Origin of the sequence: Ralstonia sp. RL (assembly GCF_001683835.1) — a bacterium.
GTDB classification, from domain to species: Bacteria; Pseudomonadota; Gammaproteobacteria; order Burkholderiales; family Burkholderiaceae; genus Ralstonia; species Ralstonia mannitolilytica.
In genome coordinates this window covers 1-1,568 of record NZ_LWRX01000137.1, presented here as the reverse complement: position 1 = coordinate 1,568, position 1,568 = coordinate 1, and the positions used below count along the sequence as shown (strand labels likewise).

Sequence of the window (1,568 nt, the reverse complement as noted above, 5' to 3'; positions counted from 1 at the left end):
GTTGCAGCATGCCGAACTCCAGGGCATCCGGGTCATCGCGACCGATGGCAAGCGGCTCGACGGCATGGCGCCGGGCGGGCGGCACCAGGGGGTCGTGGCGCGCATCGAGGGGGGGCGCAAGGCAGCCCATCTGGATGATGTGCTCGATACGCTGGATGAGCCGCCTTTCCTGCTCGTTCTCGATGGCATCACCGATCCGCGCAACCTGGGAGCCTGCCTGCGGGTGGCTGACGCGGCGGGTGTCCATGCCGTGATCGCGCCCAAGGATCGGGCGGTCGGCCTGACCGATGTGGCTGCCAAGACCGCCTGCGGCGCAGCGGAAACGGTGCCTTACGTGATGGTGACCAACCTGGCGCGGACGCTGCGCGAACTGCAGGAGCGCGAGATCTGGGTGATCGGCACGGCCGGCGAGGCGGAGAACGATCTGTATGCCGCCGATTGGCCGAAGGCGACGGCCTGGGTGATGGGGGCGGAAGGCGAGGGCATGCGCCGGCTGACCCGCGAGAACTGCGATCAACTGGTGAAGATTCCCATGTTCGGTACGGTGGAGAGCCTGAACGTCTCGGTGGCGGCGGGCGTCTGCCTGTTCGAGGCCCGGCGGCGGCGGGGCTGATCCGGCCGGATGCCTTTGGCGGCATGGCAGGCGGCTCAGCGGCCTGACGCAGCCGCGGCGTCGACTGCCTGACGCAATGTCGGATTGCGCTCGATGATCGCGTCCAGCGTCCGCAGGGCGGCGGCGAAATCGTAGTCGTCGATCTCCAGGCGCATGCGGTTGGCCGAGCGGCCGGCGATGACTTTGAAGCGCGCTTCGAGGGCGCTGAAAGCATCGGTTGCGGTCAGGTTGTCCTCGCCCAGCAGGCGACGCAGGACGGCAAGTTCACGGCCCAGTTGGGCGACGTCGATGGGGGTGCTGTCATCGATTGCCGACTGGCCGGGCGGTGCAATGGCGCCAATCTGCTCGACCAGGTTGGCGAGCCAGGTGGCGAGGCGTTCGATATCCGGACCCAGTTGGCTGGCAGGCGTTTGTGCGACAAGCGCTTGTTCGAGGCGGGCAACGCCGTCGGAAAAGGCTTTCAGGCCCAGTGTGGCGGTTGTTCCCTTCAGCGAGTGGGTCAGCAGGCGGGCGTTGTGGTAATCGCCTTGCCGCAGGCTGTGGCGGATGGCGTCGAAATCGTTGCCGTGGTGTTTGGCAAACCTGTTGAGCAGGTCGAACAGTTTGTCGGGTTTGCCCAAGGTCGCGCGCAGGCCGGCCTGGAGATCGAGACCGGCGACATGGGCGAGGGCGTTTTCCAGACGGTTGTCGGGCGTAGGAGGCGTGACCGCTGCACCGATCGATGTCGGTGGCGCATCGAGCAGGCGGTGCAGCACGCCATAGAGCACGTCGGGATCGACCGGCTTGGCGATATGCTCGTTCATGCCGGCCTCGAGGGCGCTTTGCCGGTCTTCGTCGAAGGCATTGGCGGTCATTGCGACGATGGGGGTGGTGGCGTATTGCGGCAGTTTGCGCAGTGCGCGGGCGGCGGACAGGCCGTCCATGTTGGGCATCTGGACGTCAAGCAGGATCAGGT

Annotated in this window: 2 protein-coding genes; one reads left to right on the top strand and one right to left on the bottom strand. The window is 66.7% G+C overall.

Translation table 11 applies throughout. From position 1 onward, the window contains the following. On the top strand, positions 1-613 hold a 613-nt coding region (rlmB, locus tag A6M56_RS13235), incomplete at its 5' end, for a 23S rRNA (guanosine(2251)-2'-O)-methyltransferase RlmB (RefSeq protein WP_286758165.1). A 35-nt stretch (positions 614-648) separates the two neighbouring features. Here the strand turns inward: rlmB and A6M56_RS13230 are convergent. Next, positions 649-1,568: response regulator (locus A6M56_RS13230; protein WP_286758164.1), on the bottom strand; the 920-nt coding region annotated here is incomplete at its 5' end.